At 73.9% G+C, this 16442-nt stretch carries 14 protein-coding genes; 4 read left to right on the forward strand and 10 right to left on the reverse strand.

Annotation, left to right across the window (positions count from 1 at the left end; genetic code table 11):
• Positions 1-17 precede the first annotated feature (17 nt).
• Positions 18-1367, reverse strand: coding sequence for a dicarboxylate/amino acid:cation symporter (locus BI06_RS07400; RefSeq protein WP_030393542.1), 1350 nt, complete (start codon positions 1365-1367; stop codon positions 18-20).
• A gap of 482 nt (positions 1368-1849) precedes the next feature.
• Here BI06_RS07400 and BI06_RS07405 point away from each other — a divergent pair, with 482 nt between their 5' ends.
• A complete protein-coding gene (locus tag BI06_RS07405) occupies positions 1850-3088 on the forward strand; it encodes an MFS transporter (protein ID WP_030393543.1) in 1239 nt (412 codons plus the stop codon).
• A gap of 196 nt (positions 3089-3284) precedes the next feature.
• On the opposite strand, the gene BI06_RS07410 is transcribed toward BI06_RS07405, so the two are convergent.
• The 5 genes from BI06_RS07410 to BI06_RS47820 all read right to left on the reverse strand — a co-directional run bounded on the left by BI06_RS07410 (position 3285) and on the right by BI06_RS47820 (position 7984).
• The gene (locus BI06_RS07410; RefSeq protein ID WP_051740423.1) at positions 3285-4379 is read right to left on the reverse strand and encodes a LacI family DNA-binding transcriptional regulator; all 1095 of its coding nucleotides are present in this window, start codon (positions 4377-4379) and stop codon (positions 3285-3287) included.
• Positions 4380-4390: 11 nt separating this feature from the next.
• Positions 4391-4768 carry a DUF4229 domain-containing protein gene (locus BI06_RS07415; protein ID WP_233290062.1) on the reverse strand — a complete coding sequence of 126 codons (378 nt, stop codon included), beginning with the start codon at positions 4766-4768 and terminating at the stop codon, positions 4391-4393.
• A gap of 110 nt (positions 4769-4878) precedes the next feature.
• Positions 4879-5406, reverse strand: coding sequence for a GNAT family N-acetyltransferase (locus tag BI06_RS07420; RefSeq protein WP_030393546.1), 528 nt, complete (start codon positions 5404-5406; stop codon positions 4879-4881).
• 77 nt (positions 5407-5483) lie between these two features.
• Entirely contained in the window at positions 5484-6881 is a 1398-nt protein-coding gene (locus tag BI06_RS07425) for an MFS transporter (protein WP_369826063.1), read from the reverse strand.
• A 509-nt stretch (positions 6882-7390) separates the two neighbouring features.
• Positions 7391-7984 carry an ATP-binding protein gene (locus tag BI06_RS47820; RefSeq protein ID WP_106981204.1) on the reverse strand — a complete coding sequence of 198 codons (594 nt, stop codon included), beginning with the start codon at positions 7982-7984 and terminating at the stop codon, positions 7391-7393.
• 560 nt (positions 7985-8544) lie between these two features.
• Between BI06_RS47820 and BI06_RS07435 the strand changes: the two genes are divergently transcribed.
• Positions 8545-9207 carry a sigma-70 family RNA polymerase sigma factor gene (locus BI06_RS07435; protein ID WP_063794932.1) on the forward strand — a complete coding sequence of 221 codons (663 nt, stop codon included), beginning with the start codon at positions 8545-8547 and terminating at the stop codon, positions 9205-9207.
• Positions 9204-10427, forward strand: a complete 1224-nt coding sequence (locus tag BI06_RS07440) for a zf-HC2 domain-containing protein (RefSeq protein WP_043466621.1) — start codon at positions 9204-9206, stop codon at positions 10425-10427. Before BI06_RS07435 ends, BI06_RS07440 begins: the two co-directional genes overlap by 4 nt.
• 31 nt (positions 10428-10458) lie before the next feature.
• On the opposite strand, the gene purU is transcribed toward BI06_RS07440, so the two are convergent.
• The gene (gene purU, locus BI06_RS07445) at positions 10459-11325 is read right to left on the reverse strand and encodes a formyltetrahydrofolate deformylase (RefSeq protein WP_030393551.1); all 867 of its coding nucleotides are present in this window, start codon (positions 11323-11325) and stop codon (positions 10459-10461) included.
• A 101-nt stretch (positions 11326-11426) separates the two neighbouring features.
• Positions 11427-11942, reverse strand: coding sequence for a hypothetical protein (locus BI06_RS07450; RefSeq protein WP_078879920.1), 516 nt, complete (start codon positions 11940-11942; stop codon positions 11427-11429).
• A 176-nt stretch (positions 11943-12118) separates the two neighbouring features.
• Here BI06_RS07450 and BI06_RS07455 point away from each other — a divergent pair, with 176 nt between their 5' ends.
• Positions 12119-13414 carry an ABC transporter substrate-binding protein gene (locus tag BI06_RS07455; protein WP_094745530.1) on the forward strand — a complete coding sequence of 432 codons (1296 nt, stop codon included), beginning with the start codon at positions 12119-12121 and terminating at the stop codon, positions 13412-13414.
• A gap of 115 nt (positions 13415-13529) precedes the next feature.
• Here BI06_RS07455 and BI06_RS07460 read toward each other — a convergent pair whose 3' ends face one another.
• Together BI06_RS07460 and BI06_RS07465 are read right to left on the reverse strand one after the other, a co-directional pair.
• The gene (locus tag BI06_RS07460; protein WP_051740429.1) at positions 13530-14684 is read right to left on the reverse strand and encodes a hypothetical protein; all 1155 of its coding nucleotides are present in this window, start codon (positions 14682-14684) and stop codon (positions 13530-13532) included.
• 180 nt (positions 14685-14864) lie between these two features.
• The gene (locus BI06_RS07465; protein WP_030393555.1) at positions 14865-16241 is read right to left on the reverse strand and encodes a hypothetical protein; all 1377 of its coding nucleotides are present in this window, start codon (positions 16239-16241) and stop codon (positions 14865-14867) included.
• Positions 16242-16442: the final 201 nt, after the last annotated feature.

Below are 16442 nucleotides of genomic sequence, written 5' to 3' on the forward strand. Positions count from 1 at the left end.
CTCGTACGGGGCGGGCGTCAGGCCGTCGCGGGGGCCTTGGCACCGGCCTGGGCCGGAACGGTGACCGTGGCCGGGGCCTCGTCGTAGAGGTCGGCGGCCGGGTTGTTGTACGCGACCAGGTCGAGCGTCTTCTCCCGGGCCGCGACCACGACCGGCACCAGGGCCTGGCCGGCGACGTTGGTCGCGGTGCGGACCATGTCGAGGATCGGGTCGATGGCCAGCAGCAGACCGACGCCCTCCAGCGGCAGACCCAGGGTGGAGAGGGTCAGCGTCAGCATCACGATCGCACCGGTCAGACCGGCGGTGGCGGCCGAGCCGATCACCGAGACGAAGGCGATCAGCAGGTAGTCCTTGATGCCGAGGTCGATGCCGTACACCTGGGCGACGAAGATCGCGGCCAGCGAGGGGTAGATCGCGGCGCAGCCGTCCATCTTGGTGGTGGCGCCGAACGGGACGGCGAAGGAGGCGTACTCGCCCGGGACGCCGAGCCGCTCGGTGACCTTGCGGGTGACCGGCAGGGTGCCGACCGAGGAGCGGGAGACGAAGGCCAGCTGGATGGCGGGCCAGGCGCCCTTGAAGAAGTTGACCGGGTTGAGGCCGGCGGCGAACTTCAGCAGCAGCGAGTAGACGCCGAACAGCACCAGCGCGCAACCGACGTAGACGTCGACGGTCAGGGTCGCGAACGGCTCCAGCAGGTCCCAGCCGTACTTGGCGACGGACTTGCCGATCAGGCCGAGGGTGCCGAGCGGCGAGAGCCGGATGACCCACCAGAGGGCGGTCTGGATCAGCTCGAGCACCGACTCGCTGAGCTTGAGCACCGGCTCGGCCTTGGCGCCGAGCTTGATGATCGCCGCACCGGCCACGATCGCCAGGAAGACGATCTGCAGGACCTCGACCTCGGTGAAGGCGGTGACGATGTTGGTCGGGAAGATCCCGGTGAGGAAGTCGATCCAGCTACCGGTGGACTTCGGCGCCTTGAGGCCCTCGGTCTTGAGGTTGGTGCCCTCGCCCGGGTTGGTGAGCAGGCCGAGGCCGAGGCCGATGGCCACCGCGATCAGCGAGGTGATCGCGAACCAGAGCAGGGTGCGGACGGCCAGCCGGGCGGCGTTGGTGACGTTCCGCAGGTTGGCGACGCTGACCAGGATCGCGGTGAAGACCAGCGGCGGGACGGCGAGCTTCAGCAGCTGGACGAAGATCCGGCCGATGGTCTCCAGGGTGGTGGCCAGCCAGGAGATGTCGGCCGCGCGGGCCAGGTAACCGAGGGCGACACCGAGCACGAGGCCGGCGACGATCTGGGCCCAGAAGGGCGTCTTGCGGATTCTGGCGAGCACGGACGGCGACGAGGTCGCCTCGGGCGCTGTGGACATGACGGTGCGGCTCCGGGGGAGGCGTGACTGACGGTGTGGCGGGGGGCGGGAAAGGCGGCACGGCGCGGGAGCCGGAGCGGGAAGGGAACCGGCCCCGATCAGGGGCGTGCCGCCTGAATACAGCTCATGGCGCGACAACGGCGCGGGCTGTCCACAGCACCGGACAGACGCCCGCGGGCGGCACCGGGCTGCGAGCCCAGGCCGTGCGCCGAACGTGCGTCTGAGGTGGTCATGGGCGACACGTTAGCAGTAAAGGTTTGAGATGTTCAAAGTAGTTGTTTGAGTTCCGGACGCGAAGGATCCCGGCGCGACACCCGGGGGCCTGCACGAACTCCGAGGGGCGCTCCGCGCGGACCCCGGGGGTCGCTCCGGGCGGGCCCTGAGGAACGCCCCGCGCGGGCCCGATTGACCGCTCAGCAGTTATACGTATAACTTGGAGAGCATCCCCCGCCCGCCCCTGCCCAGACCGGAGAATCCCGCCCATGGGCTACCTCGCCCTGCTCCGCGCCCCGCACGTCGGCCGCCTGCTCTTCGGCACCCTGCTCGGCCGCCTCCCGGCCGGTATGACCGCCCTGGTGATCGCCCTCGCGCTGCGCGACGCCGGCGCGCCCTACAGCCGGATCGGGCTGGCCACCGCCGCGTACGCGATCGCGGCGGCCATCGGCGGGCCGGTGCTCGGCCGGATCGTGGACCGCACCGGCCAGCCGCGCGTGCTGCTGGTCTCCGCGGTGATCGCCGGCGGCGGGTACGCCCTGCTGGCGCTGGCACCGGCGTCGGCCGTCTCCGCCACCGTCGGCGCGGCGATCGCCGGACTGGCGATGCCCCCGCTCGAACCCTGCCTGCGCTCGCTCTGGCCGGACGTCGTCGAGGAGAAGCAGCTCGACACCGCCTACGCCTTCGACTCCGCCTCGCAGCAGATCCTCTATGTCGCCGGCCCGCTCGCGGTGGCCGGCATCGCGGGCACCGCCGGCCCGGTCACGGCGCTCTGGGTGGCGGCCGGACTCGGCCTGGCCGGGGCACTGGTGGTCGCCACCACCGCACCGGCCCGCGCCTGGCAGGCGCCGCCGCGCGCGCACTCGGCGGGCCTGCTCGGACCGCTCCGCTCCCCCGGCCTGGTCCTGCTGCTGATCGGCCTGGCCGGCGCCGGTTGGGCAGTAGGCGCGCAGAACGTGCTGTTCATCGCCTACGCCGAGGCCCAGCACGGGAACGGCCTGCCCGGCGGCGCCGGGAGCCTGCTGGCCCTCGCGGCACTCGGCGGCCTGCTCGGCGCGCTCGCCTACGGCGCGGTGCGGTGGCGCAGCTCGACGGCTACCCGGACCTGGCTGATGGCGCTCGGCATGGCCGTCAGCTACCTGCCGCTGGTGCTGGTCCCGGGCCCGGCCGTGATGGCCGTGCTCGCCTTCGTCTCCGGGATCGCGCTGGCTCCGCTGCTGGCGGCGGCCTTCGTACTGGTCGCCGAGCTGGCCCCGCAGGGCACCGTGACGGAGGCGTTCGCCTGGCTGGTCACGCTCTTCGCGACCGGGAACTCGCTGGGCTACGCGGTCTCCGGCCACCTCGCGGAGGGGTCGCTGCGCTCGGTGGCGCTCTGCGCGGCGGGCGGGATCGGCCTGGGCGGGCTGCTGCTGTTCGGTGCCCGCCGCTGGATCCGCCCGGCCGGCGGGACCTCGGCCGGGGCGCACCCGCTGCCCGCCGCCGAGCCGGTTCCGGTGCCGGTGGGCTGACGCCCGCCGCATCCCCATGGACGTGGCTGCGCCTGTCGGGCCGGTGGTCTGGCTGACGGGCGCAGCCACTTTGTCGTACCCGCTCCGGTCCGCGCCGGCACCGCGCGCCCGTCCGCCCCGCAGGCGCGCCCCTGCGCCCCTGCGCCGGGGCAGCGGGCGGCGGGCGGCGGGCGGCGGGCGGCGAATACCGTCGGAGTCAGTGCTCCTGGGAGACCGGAGCGGTGGAGGAGCGCAGCACCAGCGAGGTGGCGAGCGGCGGTACGGGTGCGACCGCCTCGCCCCGGAGCAGTCCGGCGAGCGCCGCCACCCCGGCCCGGCCCAGCTCCTCGCCGGGCAGGTCGACCGTGGTGAGCGGCGGGGTGAGCAGCGCCGCCACCGGGACGTTGTCGATCCCGACCACCGAGAGGTCGGCGGGCACCCGCAGGCCCCGCTCGGCCGCGGCCTGGTAGACGCCGGCGGCGACCACGTCGTCGTCGCAGATCACCGCGTGCGGCCGGTCCGGCAGCTCCAGCAGCCGGTGGGCGACCTCGCGGGCGGCGGCCTGGCCCTCGTTCAGGCTGACGCCGAGTTCGACCGCGTCCAGGCCCAGCGCCCGGACCGTCTCCTCGAAGGCCGCCTGGCGGACCCGGAAGGTGTACGCGGCGTGGGTGGAGCGGAGCCTGGCGATCCGGCGGTGGCCGAGGGCGGCGAGGTGGGCGACGGCGGCGCGCATCCCGCCGCCCACGTCCAGCTCGACGGTCGGACGGGCCAGGTCGGTGCCGGGGTCGGCGTCCAGGAAGACGACGGGGGTGTCGGCGGGCAGTTCGCCGAGCTGGCTGTCGTCCGGGGAGCAGATCAGCAGACCGTCGAAGCGGCTGGTGGTGGCGGCCTCGGCGAGGGTGGCGCTCCCCCAGCCCGAGCTGACCACGACGGCCAGGCCGTGCTTGCCGGCCTCCTCGTGGACGCCCTCCAGCACCCGGCCGAAGAACGGGCCGAGGATGTTCGGCACGGCCAGCAGGATCATGCCGCTGCGGCCAAGCCGGAGTTGACGGCCGGCGGCCTGCGGCCGGTAGCCGAGCCCCCGGGCGGCCTCACGGACCCGCTCACGGGTGGCGTCGGAGACCCGGCGGCCCGCCTCGGAGCCGGAGAACACCAGCGAGACGGTGGCCTGCGAGACCCCGGCGAGGCGGGCGACGTCCCGGCCGGTCGGGCGACGGACCGGGGCCGGCCAGGTCCCGGCGGCCGGTTCGGGGCGCACCGGCGGTACGGCGTCCCCCGGCTCCGCGCCCTCGGGTGCGGCGTTCTCCGGCACGGTGGCGCGGGTCAGTTCTGCGGGGCCGAGGCGGCGGGGCCGGTCGGCGCCTTGGTGGTCGCGGCGCGCAGCGCGTCGTCCACCGCGGCGTCCTCCTCGGCGTTCTGCGCGGCGATCCGGGAGGCCGTCCGGGTGCGGATGCCGTCCACCCGGCCGGAGATCTCGACCGACATCTCGTCACGCTGCCGGCTGAGCAGCACATAGCTGAGCGGCGCCGAGACGACGGCGGCCAGCAGGAAGAGGAAGATCACCCCGGCCTCGCCGGAGACCGGGATCACCTGGAAGTGGCCGAGGATCAGCGCGACCAGCAGGCAGGCCAGGAAGACGGAGACCCGCATCGAGGTGTAGCGGAGTGTGGCGTGCGACTTCTTGCTCACATTGCTGCTCACCGGGGACACATCCTTCACTGCGCTGGGACCGGCCGGTCTCCCAGTGAAGCATGCCCGACGGGCCCGGCGGGGAACGGGTCCCGCCCCGGACCGCCCCGGCGCGGGCATGATCAGCGCAGGTCGCGCCACATGACGACATCGTCCCGGTCGTCACCGGGGGCGACCCGGATGGCGCCGGGCACCCGGCCGACCTCGACGTAGCCGCTGCGGAGGTAGAAGGACTCCAGGCCGAGCCCGCCCCGCACCTGGAGCTTCAGCCCGGCCAGTCCCCACTCCCGGGCGATCCGCTCGGCCTCGGCCAGCAGCGCCGCGCCGTAGCCGCGCCCCTGGAGCTCGGGGTGGACCATGACCTTGGAGACCAGCCGCCAGTGGTCCATCGGCCCGAACCGCATCGACTCCAGGAGCAGCATGGCGGCCAGCCGCCCGGTCCCGGCCTCCCGGGCGATCAGCAGCCGGTCCGGTCCGGCCGGGGCGAGCCCGGCGAACTGCTTCGCCCCGACGGCGCCGACCTCGTCCTCGGTCACCCGGTGGACGAAACCGACCGCCCCGCCGGCGTTGCTGGCGGCCGTCCACAGGCTGGTGACCTCGGCGCGCAGTTCGGGGCCGAATCCGGGGTCCAGGGTGAAGCTCAGCGTCATGGCTCCGGAGCCTAGCCACCCCTTACGACACTCAGGCGCCCCAGCTCGGCCCACTCGTCCCACCGAGCTCGGCTCACTCAGCTCAGGGCCGGGACCGCGCGGTCCGTCCCCCGCCCCGGCGTCCGCAGGGCCAGGCAGAGCAGCACCGCGACGGCGCAGAGCCCGCCCGCCACGTACCAGGCGAGGTCGTAGTCGCCGAGCGCGTCCCGGGCGACGCCCGCCAGGCCGGCCACCACCGCGGCGCCGATCTGGTGGCAGGCCAGCACCCAGCCGAAGACGATCGGCGCGTCCTCCCCGAAGTACTGCCGGCAGAGCGCGACCGTCGGCGGGACGGTGGCCACCCAGTCCAGACCGTAGAAGATCACGAACGCCAGGATCGGCGGTTCCAGCGAGCCGGCGAACAACTGCGGCAGCAGGAGCAGCGAGAGCCCGCGCAGCGCGTAGTAGACGACCAGCAGCCGCCCGGCGTCGAAGCGGTCGGTGAACCAGCCGCTGGCGACGGTGCCGATCACGTCGAACACACCGATCAGCGCGAGCAGGCTCGCCGCGGTGGTGACCGGCAGGCCGTGGTCGTGGGCGGCCGGGATGAAGTGGGTGCCGACCAGCCCGGCGGTGGTCGCGCCGCAGATCGCGAAGGACGCGGCCAGCAGCCAGAACGCCCGGGTTCGGGCGGCGTCCCTGAGCACCCGCAGCGAACGGGCCAGCGCCCGCCCCTCGGCCGCCGGGGCGGGCGGGGGCTCGGTCGCGCCGTACGGGAGCAGGCCGAGGTCGGCGGGCCGCTCGCGCATCAGCAGCAGGACCGGGACGGCCACCGCGCTGGCCGCCAGCGAGACCACCACGACCGCCGAGCGCCAGCCGTGCTGCTGGACCAGCCAGGCGCCGAGCGGGAGGAAGACCAGGTTGCCCGCTGCCCCGGCGGCCGTCAGCACCCCGGTCACCAGGCCCTGCCTGGCCCTGAACCAGCGGCCGGTGACGGTGGTGGCGAACGCCCCGGCCATCGAGCCGCTGCCGAGGCCGACCAACACGCCCCAGCACAGCACCAGTTGCCAGGGTTCGCGCATCAGCATGGTGAGGCCGGATCCGACCGAGATGGTCAGCAGCGCGCAGACCACCATCAACCGGACGCCGAACCGGTCCATCAGCGCGGCGGCGAACGGGGCCGTGAGGCCGTAGAGGGTGAGGTTCACCGAGGTGGCGCTGGATATCGTGCCCATCGACCAGCCGAACTCGGTGTGCAGCGCGTCCATCATCAGACTGGGCGTGGAGCGGAATCCGGCCGAGCCGAGCAGCACCAGCAGGGCGACTCCGGCCACCACCCAGGCGTAGTGCACCCGGGGGGCGCGGGCCGGGGCGACCGGGCCCGCCGCTCCGCCGAGGTCGGCAGGTCCGGCAGATCCAGCGAGGTCGGCAGGGTCGACACGGTCGACAGGCCCGGCCGGGGCCGCCGTGCCGGTGGGGGCGTTCGCTTCGTTCACGCGGCCGAGTCTCCCGAAGGGGCCGTGGCGCGACGAGGGGCGGGGCTGCCAGCTTTCGTCGGAATCGGGCCAACCGGGGAGCGGGAACCGGCCGTCCGGAGTCCGCGCCCGGACGAACCGGGACCGGTGGCCGAAAAGGATCGCCCACAGCGGGCGGATCGGATGGCGGCGGGCCGCACGCACCCCGAGCACGGCACGGCCGGCCGCCATCCAACCTCGGTGCACGGGCCCTGAACCCGTGCCACGCCCTCCGCACTCGCCGAGGAACAGTCGCCCGACCGTCCCTGCCTACGGCCCCCCTGCTGACGTGATCCCCCTGGACAGCAGCACCGCGGCGGCGTTCGGATGTCCCTCGGCGTCCCCTCGCGACGGAGAGCTGCACCCAAGCGTGATCAGTCGGATACGTCACGTCAATGGGTTGTCCGAAATTCGGAATGGTTGCGTCAGCTTTCGGCCCGGCGATCACCGGGCCCCGACGGCCCGCCCGAAGCCTGTCCCGCGGCCCGGCCCTACTGCGCGAGGGCCGCCCAGTCGACGGTGGCCAGCGGGTCCACCGGCCGGGCGTCCGGGCTGATCTCGCACCAGACCCGCTTGCCCGAGCCGTCCGGGTACCAGCCCCAGCGGTCGCAGAGCAGCTCGACCAGCTCCAGCCCGCGCCCGTTGGTGGCGTCGACGTCCGCACCCGCATGCCGGGGTGCGGGGGCGACCTGGCTGGCGTCGGCGACCTCGACCCGCAGCGGGCCCACCGTCGCCGCCTCGCGCACCTCACCGCCCCCGGCCGGGGCGGCACTTGAGGAGGACGAGCCATTCGCACAGACACCCGACGGGCCGACCGCCGACCCGGCCGCCGAGCCCGCCGGGGAGCCGTCGGGCGGCGCGCCCGGGAAGTCGCCCAGCGGGAAGCAGAGCCGCAGCACGGCCGGACACCCGGTGTGCACCACGGCGTTGGTGACCAGTTCGGAGACCACCAGCACCACCGTCTCGGCGATCGGAGCGTCCGGGTCCACCCCGTGGTTGAGCAGCCGGGAGCGGACCCACCGGCGGGCCCGGCCGACCTCGGCGGGGTCCGCCTGCACCGCCAGCTGTACCTGAAGAACCTGCACCGCTCCACCACCCGCACTCGCAGTTCGGCACCGTCTCGACCGGGCCCTGGTCGCCCGGCCGGCCCGGGTACGCACCGGGCCCGTCCTCCGGGCCGCTGTCCGCCGGGTCACCGCACGTCACGCCCGGTGCGGTGCACCCGCACCGGCTCGTCCGTCGCTCATCGACCACGACGCGAATACGCCTCAGGATGAGTCGGCCGGCGGACCGCAGCAAGCGCTTCGGGCATATTCCAGCGATCGGGGGACGGGGCAGGGCATACTGTCCCGCTCACTCTGGCGAGCCTCGGACCGGCGATCGCCCGGCCGCTCCGACCGGCCCCGGACGCAGAGGCGAACCTACCGCCGTCCGCCCCTCGCGCCGCGCCCGCCACTCGCGAACCACCCGTGCGACATATGTCCAACCACTCTCGAACAGCGCAACAGCGGGATCGGCCGCAGATCCCACGATCCGACCATCCGAAGCACCGGGCTCCGTTCTTCCCCGAATCGCTCCGCCGCCCGAACACCCCGGGATACCGTGGACGCGTCAGCGGTCGGTCCGGCAGGAGGGGTGGTGACCGGTGGCCACCACCGACGACGCCCCGCGCCGGGACGAGCAGCTGCAACGGCGCCTGGCCCGCGGCGAGGAGACCGCCCTCGGCGAGCTGTACGACCAACTCGCCCCGATGGTGCACGGATTGGCGGGCCGGATACTGTCCGACCAGACCGCCGCGGCCCAGCTCACCCGGGAGATCTTCGCGCACGTCTGGGAGCACCCCGAGGCCTTCGACCCGTCCCGCGGCTCGCTCCGCTCCTGGCTCGGCGCGCTGACCCACCGTCGCGCGGTGGACCGGCTGCGCGCCCGCCGCGCCGAGGCGGCGGGTTACGCCGGTCCCGCCGAGGAGGACGAGATCCGTACGGTGGCCACCGCCGCCCGGGTCCAGTACGTGGTCTCCGCCCTGCCGGAACCGCTGCGTGAGACGATCACGGAGTCCTACTACGACGGCCGCACCTACCAGGAGACGGCCCGTCGGCTCGGGATCAGCGAACAGGCCGCCAAACAGCGGATGCGGCTGGGGCTGGCGCTGCTGGCCACCGAACTGGAGCAGGAGCGCCAGCGGCACCGGCCCTCCGCCCCGGCGGCCGGCGGTCCGCGCGGCGGGCTGCCGACCCACGGCGCCGGGAGCGCGGACGGGCCGAGGGCCGGGGAGGACGGGCAACGGACGGAGGGCGGAGGGACGTGACGACCACCGACGAGCGGCACGAGGCGCTGCGCTCACTGCTCGGCGCCTGGGCCCTCGGCGCCGTCCCCTCCGCCGAGGCCGCCGAACTCGAACTCCACCTGACCGGCTGCCCGCAGTGCGCCGAGGAGGCCGGACGGCTCCGCGAGGCGGCCGGCTGGCTCTCCGTCGAGGAGCCGCTGGACCAGCCCGGCGCACTGCGCCAGCAGGTGCTCGACTGGTGCCTGACCCGCCGTCCGGCGGACCTGCCGGTGCCCACCTGGGGCATGCCGTACACCGCCGAGACCGCCAAGCTCGACGCCCTGCTGCGCGACCTCGGCCCCGAGGAGTGGCAGGAGGTGGCCGAACTCCCCTGGCACGGCGGCACCGAGTACCTGCGCCCGGCCGAGGTCCTGTGCCATCTCGCCGCCGTGGACGGCTATCTGGCCGTCGCGCTCGGCCTGCCCGACCCGGTACCGGGCGGCCCGGGCGCCGGCAGTGGGCCGCCCGCCGGACGACGGGTCCCGCCGCAGGAGGCCGTCGCCGCACCCCGGGTGCCGCCGCAGGCGGGCCCGCCCTGGGCCCGGATCACCGAACGCACCGCCCGGCTCACCGCCGAGCAGGCCGGCCAGCCGCCCCAGCGGATCCGCGCCCGGTGGCGCCGGCACTGCCACGAACTGGTCCGCTCGGCCGCGCTCGCCCCGCAGGGCAACACCCCGGTGGACTTCGGCTTCGCCACCGTCCCGCTGCGGGACGCCTTCGTCGACCGGGCCTTCGAGTGCTACGTGCACGGCGAGGACATCGCCCGGGCGGTCGCCTACCCGTACGACCCGCCGACCCCGCAGCACCTGCGGCAGATGATCGACCTGGCGGTGCGGATGCTGCCGCTGGCCCTGGCCGGGCAGCGGGCGGCCCGCCCCGAACCGGCCGGCGCGGCGCTCGGCGGCGCCGACGGGCGGCCGGACGGCTCCGGAACGGGTACCGGTGCCGGGCGCCGGACCGGTCGGCGGATCCGGCTGGTGATCGACGGCCCGGCGGCCGGCGAGTGGCTGATACCGCTGGACGGCCCGGACGCCGGTCCGCCCGGCGGCGAGCCGGTGGCCGCGATGGTGCTGGACGGGCTGGAGTTCTGCCAGCTGGCCGCCGCGCACCGCGACCCGGACCGGGTGCCGGTCGGCGAGCACGGCGACCGGGCCGCGATCCGCGAGGTGCTGCGCGCGACGCCCCTGCTGTCCCGGCCGTAGCGAGCCGGACGGGACGGGCAGCCCCGCAGGCTCAGGCGAAGACGACCGTCCGGCTGCCGTTCAGCAGCACCCGGTGCTCGCTGTGCCACTTCACCGCACGCGCCAGCGCCTGGCACTCGACGTCCCGCCCGAGCGCGACCAGCTGGTCCGGGGTGACGTCGTGGGTCACCCGGGCCACCTCCTGCTCGATGATCGGGCCCTCGTCGAGGTCGGCGGTGACGTAGTGCGCGGTGGCGCCGATCAGCTTCACGCCCCGGGTGTGCGCCTGGTGGTACGGCTTGGCGCCCTTGAAGCTCGGCAGGAAGGAGTGGTGGATGTTGATCACCTTGCCGGACAGTGCGGTGCAGAGGTGGTCCGACAGCACCTGCATGTAGCGGGCCAGCACGACCAGCTCGACGTTCTCCTTGGCGACCAGGTCCAGCAGCTGCTGCTCGGCCTCGGCCTTGTTCTCCCTGGTCACCGGGATGTGGTGGAACGGGATGCCGTAGCCCTCGGTGAGGTCGCGGAAGTCGGTGTGGTTGGAGACCACCGCGGCGATCTCCACCGGCAGCGCGCCGATCCGGGTACGGAACAGCAGGTCGTTCAGGCAGTGGCCGAACTTGCTGACCATCAGCACGATCCGCAGCTTCTGCTCGCTCGGGTGGATCTGCCAGTCCATCCCGAACGAGGCGCCGATCGCGGCGAAGCTGGCCCGCAGCTTGTCGACGGTCACCGGCTCGGCCGCCGAGAAGTGCACCCGCATGAAGAACAGCCCGCTGTCCCCGTCACCGAACTGCTGGCTGTCGATGATGTTGCACCCGGTCATGAAGAGGTAGCTGGAGACCGCGTGGACGATGCCCTGCTTGTCGGGGCAGGACAGCGTGAGGACGTACTGGGCGCTGGCCGGCTGCTGTTCCACGTGGGGGTATCCCGTCCTGAGCTCGTGCTGGTGTGAATGCTCCAGCGTTTCACACTCCGGGACACCCCCAGCCGGACTGCCCGCACTCCGGGACGGACCGGTCAGACCTGGGTCAGGATCCGCAGGATGTCCAGCGAGCGCGGCGGCGCGTCCGGGTCCTCGCCGTCGTTGGCCGCCAGCAGGACGTGCGCCTCCCGGGCCGCCCGGACCGCCTCCGGCCAGTCGTGGTGCCCCAGGTAGGCGCCGGCCGGCGCGTCCGCACCGACCTCGTGCAGGATCTGCACGACCCGGAGCACCGCGAGGTCCACCAGCGTGGCCTCGGCGGAGTCCCGGAAGATCGTGCCGATGTACTTCTCGGCGGACCAGCGGTCCAGCCAGGTGTCCTCGACCAGCCGGTAGACGGCGTCGGTCACATCGCCGTACCCCTCACGGCCGGCCAGCCAGGCCTCCCGCTGGAACCCGGGGTCGGAGAGCATGTGCAGGGCCGAGCGGAGTCGGGCCCGCCAGCGCCACCAGGGCAGGTCGTTGAGCGGCATGCCGCCCATCGTGCTGGAGCGGTGGCCCGGACGAGAAGGGTTTCGGGCAGACCGATACGAAGATTCTGTGCTGGCGGACATGGAGATCGATCGTACGTTCCCCCACCGTTCGTACTCCACTCCCGATCTACACGCGTTCACGCCCGGAGTTCCTCCTCCGTTGGTCGTTTGTTGGCTTTACGGCCCTCTCGGCTTGCGGCACCAGGGATTGGCTGGAACAGGTGCGCAGCAGAGAGCGCCCCGGGAGGGAAAGACCCATGACCAGCCGAAGGGGCTCGTCCCAGGCCATGAACCCGATCGCAGGACGGCGCAACCGGCGCCCGATCGCGGCCGTCGCGACCGCCGCGGCGCTGCTTCCCACCCTCTTCTCGGCCTCCGCGTGCGGCGGACCGGCCGACGCCGCCACCGGTAGTGGCGACCTCACCGTCATGACCTGGGCACCGTCCGGCACCGGCTCGGCCGACCGTCCCGGCATGACGGCCCTGGCCGAGGCCATCGGCAAGGACCTCAACGTCAAGGGCGGCCTCGGCGGCCGCCGGCTCAATGTGATCACCTGCAACGAGCACAACACCTCCGACGGCGCCCGGGCCTGCGCCCAGCAGGCGGTGGACGCCAAGGCGGTCGCGGTGCTGGGCTCCTACAGCCAGTTCGGCGACGACTTCATGCCCGTCCTGGAGCGTGCCGGCATCCCGCTGATCGGCGGCTACGGGCTGTCCCAGCCGGAGTTCAGCAGCCCGCTGTCCTACCCGGTGGGCGGCGGCATGCCCGCCCTGATCGGCGGCAGCGGCCGCCAGCTGGTGGAGGCCGGCTGCAAGGCCGTCTCGCTGATCCGCCCGGACACCCCGGCCGGCGACAACCTGCTCGGCTACCTGGGCAACGCGCTCAAGCCGGCCGGGATCAAGCTGCTGGACGTCAAGGCGCCGGAGAAGTCCAACGACTACAGCCCGGTGGTCCGCAAGGCGATCGGCGGCGACCAGGCCGGCAACTGCGTCACCAGCGCGCTGGGCGCCGAGCCGACCGGCAACCTGCTCGACGCCTTCCGCCGGACCGGTGCGAAGAACACCAGGATCGCCTCGGTGATCGGCAGTGTGCAGCAGTCGGTGGTCGACTCCACCGGCGGCGACAGCGGCCCGCTCTCCGGCGCCTTCGTGACCGGCTGGTACCCGCCGGAGTCGGCCAAGATCTGGGACGGCCTGCGCGCGGTGATCCGCGCCGACTCCGACCGGCACATCGACGCCGCCGACCCCGGGGTGCAGACCACCTGGGTCGCCTACGAGGTGTTCAAGCAGATCTCCGAGCGCCTGACCGCGGCCGGGCAGACGATCACCAGCAAGGCCGTGACCACCCTGCTGGACGGCGGCGAGCCGATCGACGTCGGGCTCACCCCGCCGTTGAACTGGGCCACCACCAACATGCTGCCGAGCACCGAGTCGCCCCGGCTGGTGAACACCTGGGTCACCTTCCAGGTGGTCAAGGGCGGCCAGATGACCCTGCAGCGGCCCGGCTTCGTCGATGTGCGCTGGGTGCTCACCGGCGGCAAGCCGCCCGCCTGAGCCGACCCGCCGGGCGCGGCCCGGGAACGGCGGAGGGCCCGACCACTCTCAGTGGTCGGGCCCTCCGCCGTTGTGCCCCGCCGGGACCTGGCGGGGCGGGGACTCGGGCGGGGACTCAGAGGTCGCCGTCGGTACGGGTGGGCAGGGCGGTCTGGCCCGCGACGGTGTTCCAGAGCCCGGACGCCTGCTTCTTGGCGGTGGTCGCGGTGCCGCTCGCGGCGACGGCGTTCTTGTAGTGCTGGTTGTCGTTCTTCTTGGGGTCGCAGCCGCTCTGCGCGTCCCCGGCCCAGGCCGCGTACTCGTCGTCGGCGGTCGCCGAGGCCGCCCAGGCCGCGTTCAGCTGCTCGACCAGCTGCGGACCGCCGGCCAGCTTGTCCGTCTTCAGCCCGGAGAGCTTGCTCTGCAGCTCCCGCCGCTGGCCCGCCGCGGCGGTGAGCGCCTGCTGCGACTCCGGGAGCTTCTCGCACTTCTGCACCGAGGCGACCGCGCCGATCACCGCCTGCCGGCTGTCGTTGGCGGTGCCGAGCAGGTCGGAGAGCGCCTGGGCCTGCGCCTTGACCTCCGGGCTCACGGAGGCGGTGGTCGGACCGGGGCCCTGCTGCGCGGTGGCGGCGGTGGTGGTGCCGCCGGTGGTCGCCGGGGCGGCCTGCGGCTTCGAACCGGGCTTGTCGTCGCCGCCGCTCATCAGCACCGCGACCAGGGCGGCCGCGGCGATGCCGCCGACCACCACACCCCCGATCACCAGCTTGTTGGAGGAACGGCCGCCGCCGCGCCCGGCCGGGGCCGGGCCGGACCGGTCCGGGTAGTCCGCCGCGGGCCCGTCGGCGTATCCCGGACGGGCCGGGGGATAGCCGCCGGCGCCCTGCGGGTCCGCCCCCGGGTACGGCGGCAGGTACTGGGTGGCCTGGCCGTGGTCGGCCGGGTGGCCGGGGTGCGCCGCGCCGCCCCAGCCGGGCGCCGGCATCCCCTGCTGCTGGACCGGCATGGCCTGGGTGGGCAGCACGCTGTCGCCGAAGTACTCGGGCTGCCCGGACGCCTGGCCCGGGTAGGGCCCCGGCTGCGGTCCCGGGTACGGCGCGGCCGGCTGCTGGCCGTGCGGCGGACCGGGCTGCTGGACGGGGTACTGACCCGGCTGCTGGCCCGGCTGCTGACCGTGCGGCGGCCCCGGCTGCTGCCCCGGCTCCGCGGCCGGTTGCTGCCCCGGCTCCGGACGGAACAGATCGTCCAGATTGAAGTCACCGGAGTTGGGGTACGAGCGGCGCTGGCTCAACGCGATTCCTCACCTGTGCACGACCGCGCGCTGACGGCGGACCACATCTCGTCGGTTCTTGGGAGCATCACAGTTCCTTGGACGTCGCGCCCACGCTACCGGTTCACCGAACCGGCCGACCACGTGGGCGGTCCGCCCCTCACCGTCCCCGCACGCTCCGCTCCGCAGCGCCACCAGGGCCTACGCGGCCTCCGCCTCCGCCCTGGCCTGGAACTCGCGGACCACCCGCTGCTCCCGGTACGGCTCCAGCCGGCGGCGGAACTCGTCCAGGTACTCCACGCCCCGGTTGGAACGCAGACCGCTCAGCAGCCGGACCGCCTGCGCGCCCGTCTCGCAGGCCCGTTCGACGTCCCGCTGCTGGAGCTGAGCCGTCGCCAGCAGCACGAGGTCCACCGCGCGGCGCCGCACCCTGGTCGGCGGGTGCAGGTCGAGCGCCCGGCGGGCGTAGTGCTCGGCCTGGCCCGCCTGCTCGAGATCCCGGTGGCAGTGCGCCAGTTCGTCGGCCAGGTAGGCGTCGTCGAAGTGGACGATCCAGTCCGGGTCGTCCTCCGGGCGGCGCTTCTCCATCATCTCCAGCGCCTTGGCGGCCACCGCCTCGCACGCCCGGGCGTCGCCGAGCAGGGCGTGGCCGCGGGCCTCGGCCGCGTAGAACATCGCCATCGCGGTCGGGGTGGCGACCGTCCTGGCGCCCTCCTGGGCGGCCCGGGCGAGCTGGGCGATCTCCCTCGGGTTGCCGAGGGTCGCCGCCAGGTGGCTCATCGAGGCCGCCAGCACGTACCCGCCGTAGCCCCGGTCGTCGGCGGCCTGGGCCAGGCGCAGCGCCTGGATGTAGTACCGCTGGGCGAGGCCGGGCTGTCCGGTGTCCACCGCCATGTAGCCCGCCAGCTCGGTCAACCGCGCGACGGCCGCGAAGAGCTGGCGGCCCGTCTCCTCCCGGTAGGAGCCGCCGAGCAGGCCGGAGACCACGCTGTTGAGGTAGTGCACCACGACCGGGCGGACGTGGCCGCTGCCGAACCGGTGGTCCAGGTCGACCAGCATCGCGGTGGTCGCCTTGATCGCCGCGACATCGGTCGGGCCGACCCGGGTGCCGCCGCTGCGGGCCACCACCGGGTCCGGCGGGGTGATCAGCCAGTCCCGGCTGGGCTCGACCAGGGCGGAGGCCGCCACCGTCGCCCCGGTCAGGAAGTCCCGGCGTCCGACGTCGCTGCGCCAGAGCTCACAGACCTGTTCGAGTGCGGCGCCCAGCGTCGGCGCGAACTGCAGCCCGATGCCGGAGCTGAGGTTCTTGCCGTCCGCCATGCCGATCTCCTCGACCGACACGCTGCGCCCCAGTTTGCGTCCGAGCGCCTCGGCGATCACCGCCGGTGCCTGTCCGCGCGGTTGCTGGCCGCGGAGCCAGCGCGCTACGGAGGTCTTGTCGTAGCGCAGGTCAAGACCGTGTTCGGCACCGCAGAGGTTCACTCTCCGTGCCAGACCGGCGTTGGAGCAGCTGGCCTCCTGGATCAGCTGCTGCAGGCGCTCGTTGGGCTGTCGTGCGACAAGTGGTCTCGCGGCCATGGGCTTCGCCTCCCCACACCCTCCGGTCCCGGCCGGCGGGCGACGCTTTCTGCTGATCTCTGTTGCCGAGTTGCCGACTGTCCTACCGTTCAAGGAAACTGACACCAGGTTAGCGATCAGCAACGCCAGCGGGATACCCACGGTGACGATCCCCACCCCCCACGCGCCCGGCAAAATGCTCCCGTGCGCCCCCATTGCGCC

The sequence above is a fragment of the Kitasatospora sp. MBT66 genome, assembly GCF_000710405.2.
In the GTDB taxonomy this organism is placed as follows: Bacteria; Actinomycetota; Actinomycetes; order Streptomycetales; family Streptomycetaceae; genus Kitasatospora; species Kitasatospora purpeofusca.